At 63.8% G+C, this 3,796-nt stretch carries 4 protein-coding genes; all 4 read right to left on the reverse strand.

Annotated features, from left to right (window positions below):
- Nucleotides 1-576 precede the first annotated feature (576 nt).
- From AAF555_12210 to AAF555_12225, 4 genes are read right to left on the reverse strand one after another with little or no spacing between them, the layout of a single operon-like run.
- Nucleotides 577-1,440 carry a metal ABC transporter permease gene (locus AAF555_12210; protein MEM6912329.1) on the reverse strand — a complete coding sequence of 288 codons (864 nt, stop codon included), beginning with the start codon at nucleotides 1,438-1,440 and terminating at the stop codon, nucleotides 577-579.
- Nucleotides 1,437-2,222 carry an ABC transporter ATP-binding protein gene (locus AAF555_12215; protein ID MEM6912330.1) on the reverse strand — a complete coding sequence of 262 codons (786 nt, stop codon included), beginning with the start codon at nucleotides 2,220-2,222 and terminating at the stop codon, nucleotides 1,437-1,439. Before AAF555_12215 ends, AAF555_12210 begins: the two co-directional genes overlap by 4 nt.
- Before the next feature lie 2 nt (nucleotides 2,223-2,224).
- On the reverse strand, nucleotides 2,225-2,737 hold the full coding sequence (locus AAF555_12220) for a hypothetical protein (protein MEM6912331.1): 513 nt from the start codon (nucleotides 2,735-2,737) through the stop codon (nucleotides 2,225-2,227).
- Between the two features lie 19 nt (nucleotides 2,738-2,756).
- Entirely contained in the window at nucleotides 2,757-3,644 is an 888-nt protein-coding gene (locus AAF555_12225) for a metal ABC transporter substrate-binding protein (GenBank protein ID MEM6912332.1), read from the reverse strand.
- Between the last annotated feature and the right edge of the window lie 152 nt (nucleotides 3,645-3,796).

A 3,796-nucleotide genomic window follows, 5' to 3' on the forward strand; every position in this document is an offset into this window, starting at 1 on the left:
ACTGTATAAGCTGCCGGTGCAATCCACTTGGTGGACCCGAGAGCGAGTTGGTGAATCACTTCGGAAAGCCGGATGCGGGAAAACCGCACGTCCGGTTTGATGAGGGGGATGGCTCCGCTCGCGGGGCCGTCCCTACTCTACGATTTTTTCCCGTGATTAGTGCTGAAACGGGTCAGTCAACAAGAGTTGCCAGTCGGAGTGGGAGGGTGGTCTGGCCTTGGAGATTGGACAGAGTGAAAGGGTTTTTCGGGAGGGGTGTGGGTTCGTGTTGGGGGGCTTGGTGCGGTTAGGGTTTTCGAGCTTCATTCGGCTTTTTTAGTAATACCAACCTCCAGAATTCACAGGTAGAATGGAGGGGAGGTGGTGTGGGGAAGAGGCGCTGAAGCGCGGGGAAGGAAGAGCCGGTGTCTTTGGAGCCAGCCCAGCGTTGCTCCTCGGTTACGGTGCCTGCACCGCGCCCTCGTCGCGCCTTGGTCTGGCCCGAAATCCACTCGGCCATTCTACCAGCCAATTCTGCAGCTTGGTATAAGCCGCTCGGTAGCTTGGGGGGAGGTTTGGATTTTCGGTGGGCTTTGGTCAGGTGGTGCCGGTGGGGTGTTTTTTTGGCAGTCGAGAGAGGATGCCGTAGCGGGGGCCGAAGAGGTAGGCCAATAAGAAGAGGGCTCCCAGGGTGAGGATGATGCCTGCGCCCGGGGTGAAGTCGAGATGATGGGAGAGGATGAGGGCGATGACGGAGCCGATGGCCCCGATGGCCCCGCCGCCCCAGAAGAGGATTTCGGCGCGGTCGGTCAGGAGGTAGGCGGTGGCGGCTGGGGTGACGAGCAGGCCGAGTGCGAGGAGACAGCCCACTGCTTGGAGGGTGGAGACGAGGACGAGGATGAGCAGCCCTAGGAGGACGTAGTTGAGGGTGCGGACCGGGACGCCGAGCGAGCGGGCGGCGTCGGGCTCGAAGAGGATGAGGAGGAGCGGGCGACGGAAGTAGCTTAGGAGGGTGAGGGAGATGGCGGAGACCCAGAAGACGGTCTGGAGGTCGGCGTCGCTGGCGTAGAGGATGTTGCCGAAGAGGAAGTGATCCAGCTCGATGTTGTAGGGCGCATATTCCATCAAGATGAGGCCGCCTGCGAAGGCGCTGGTGTAGAGGATGGCGAGGGAGGTGTCTTGTCCGAGTCGGGAACTGCGGGCCACCAGCAGGCTCCCCAAGCCGACGAGGAGGGCGGCGACCAGGGCTCCGGCGAAGGCGCTGGCTTGGCTGAGTCCGAAGAGGAGGATGCCGACGGCGATGCCCGGAAGGAGGGAGTGGGAGAGGGAGCCGACTTGGAGGGCGGATTTTCTTAAGACGACGAAGGCGCTGAGGTAGCCGTTGGCAAAGCCGGCCAGGACGCAGATGAGCAAGGCACGCTGGAAGTGCTCATATTGGAGCGGTTCAAGGAGCCAGTTCATGCGCTCGGAGGGGCGGGGAGCGGGGGGGTCCCCTGGAAACAGGCGGCGAGTGGGGCTTCGCCGAGGGTTTCGGTGATGGGGCCGAAGGCGATGACCCGGCGATTGAGGAGGAGGGCTTGGTCGAAGATTTGAGCGACGTTGGTGAGGTCGTGGTGGGCGGCGATGAGGAGTTTGCCGAGGGTGGCGAGGTGGCGGACGAGCTGGGAGAGGGTTTCTTGAGAGGGCCGGTCCAGGCCTGTGAAGGGCTCGTCCAGGAGGAGGACATGGGCTTGTTGGGCGAGGGCCCGAGCGAGGAAGGCGCGTTGCTGTTGGCCGCCGGAGAGGGTGCCGATCTGGCGGGTGGCGAGGTCCTTGAGGGACATGATTTCGAGGGCTTGGTCCACGATTTCGTGATCGCTCTTTCGAAAAGGCCGCCACCAGCCGAGGTGGGGAAAGCGTCCCATTTCGACGAGGCCGCGAACGGTGAGCGGGAAGTGCCAGTCGAACTGACTACGCTGCGCGAGGTAGGCGATTTCGGAGGTGGAGCGGGAGAGGGGCTGCCCTCGCCAGAGAATTTCCCCGGAGGCGGGAATGAGGAGGCCGGCCAGAGTTTTGAGAAGGGTGCTTTTGCCGGCTCCGTTCGGGCCGAGGAGGGCGAGGCATTGTCCGCAGTGGGTTTGGAAGTCGACGCCGTCCAGGACAGTCGTTTGGGCATACCCGACGCGGAGCGCTCGCACGTGCAGTTCGTGTTGAGCGTGGCCTCCGCAGCTGTCGGGCCGGGCTTTTTCGGCGGGCGTTCCCATTTTTAGTAGGGGGAGGCGGATGCGGGAAAGTAGGCGATGTCTCCTAGGCTGGCCGCGCCGGGCTGAGCCCAGAGGCTGAGGGTTTCAGGTTCCCGGCTGGGGTCCGCGTAGTGCAGTTCGAGGCGGACCACTCCGGTTTCCTGGGCGTCCAGGCTTTCGGCGAAGCGAGCTTCGATCCAGAATTCAATTCCTTCTGCGGGGACGGCCAGCGGCTCGAGTCGGATTTCCCAGGTGTCCGTGGAGGGGGGGGTGGGGCCTTTCACCGGGAGGGGGTGGCCCAGGTGCTCGATGAGGAGTTCGGCCAGCGGGTGGGAGCTTTTGAGGCGAAGGCCGGTGGCTGGTGGGGTTTCGGACGAGGGGGGGGCGGCCGAGTTGGCGGTGATCTCGAGGGCGGAGGCGACGGGGTTTTCCGCGAGGGCCAGGGGCCGCTTGCCGGTCAGGTGCTGGAGTGGCCACCAAGCGAGACAGAAGAGCGCCAGGAGGAGGAGCGTGTTGCAGAGAGGAAAGCCGCGCATGCCGGGAGTTCGGCCGAGTCTACGATCCTGTCAGGCCTGCGACAATGGCATTCACGTTGTGGCGCATGAAGGCGATGTAGGAGGTGACTCCCTCGACGGAGGCGTCTGCGATGAGCGCTTGGCCTCGCGTGAGGCCGGCGGCTTCGATGAGGGAGTCGAGGATCCGGGGGTCGGTGTTTTTTTCCGGGAAGACGGTGCGGACCTGGTGCTTGCGAATGGTTTCGAGCGCTTCGCTGTAGTATTTGGAGGAGATGGTTTCTTTGCTCAGGCCCGCTACGGGAATCGATTGCAGGCCGTAGTCCCGGCAGAAGTAGCCGAAGGCGGCGTGGGCGGTCACGAGGTAGCGGCGTTCCCGGGGGATGGCGGAGATTTCGCGCTTGGTCCAGCGTTCGAGCTCGGTGAGTTCCTGCTGCCAGGCTTCGGCGTTCGCGAGGAAGCTGGGCCCGTGCTCGGGGGCCAGTTTCGCGAATTCTTTGGCGATGTAGTGGGTGGCCTTTTTCATGGCTTCGATGCTGTGCCACCAGTGAGGATCGAGGCTGCCCTCGGCGTGGTGGGGGCAGCAGGCAAAGGCGGCACTGCTGCTGGAGACGCGGATGGAGCGAGCGGCGCTTCCGGCCTCGAGGATGACGAGGGTGTCGCCCAGGGTGTCCCGGAGCCGAGGCAGGTAGAGTTCCAGGCCTTTGCCGGAGGCGAGGAGGACATCTGCTTGGCTGGCAAGGCTCATATCGCTCGAGCTGGGCTGGAAGGTGTGGACGTTTTCGCCCGGTTGCATGAGGGGGGTGACTTGGGCGTGTTCCCCTCCGACCTGTTTCGCGAGATCGGTCATCATGGGGTGGAGGGTGACGACCCGGAGCTGAGCTTGGCTGGCCCAGGGCACCAAGAGGACCAGAAGGAGCAATAATACCAACCTCCAGAATTCACTGGAAGAATGGAGGGGAGGTGTTGTGGGGAAGAGGCGCTGAAGCGCGGGGAAGGAAGAGCCGGAGTCTTTCGAGCCAGCCCTGCGTTGCTCCTCGGTTAGGGTGCCTGTACCGCGCCCTCGTCGCGCCTTGGTCTGGC

This window comes from Verrucomicrobiota bacterium (assembly GCA_039027815.1).
In the GTDB taxonomy this organism is placed as follows: domain Bacteria; phylum Verrucomicrobiota; class Verrucomicrobiia; order Verrucomicrobiales; family JBCCJK01; genus JBCCJK01.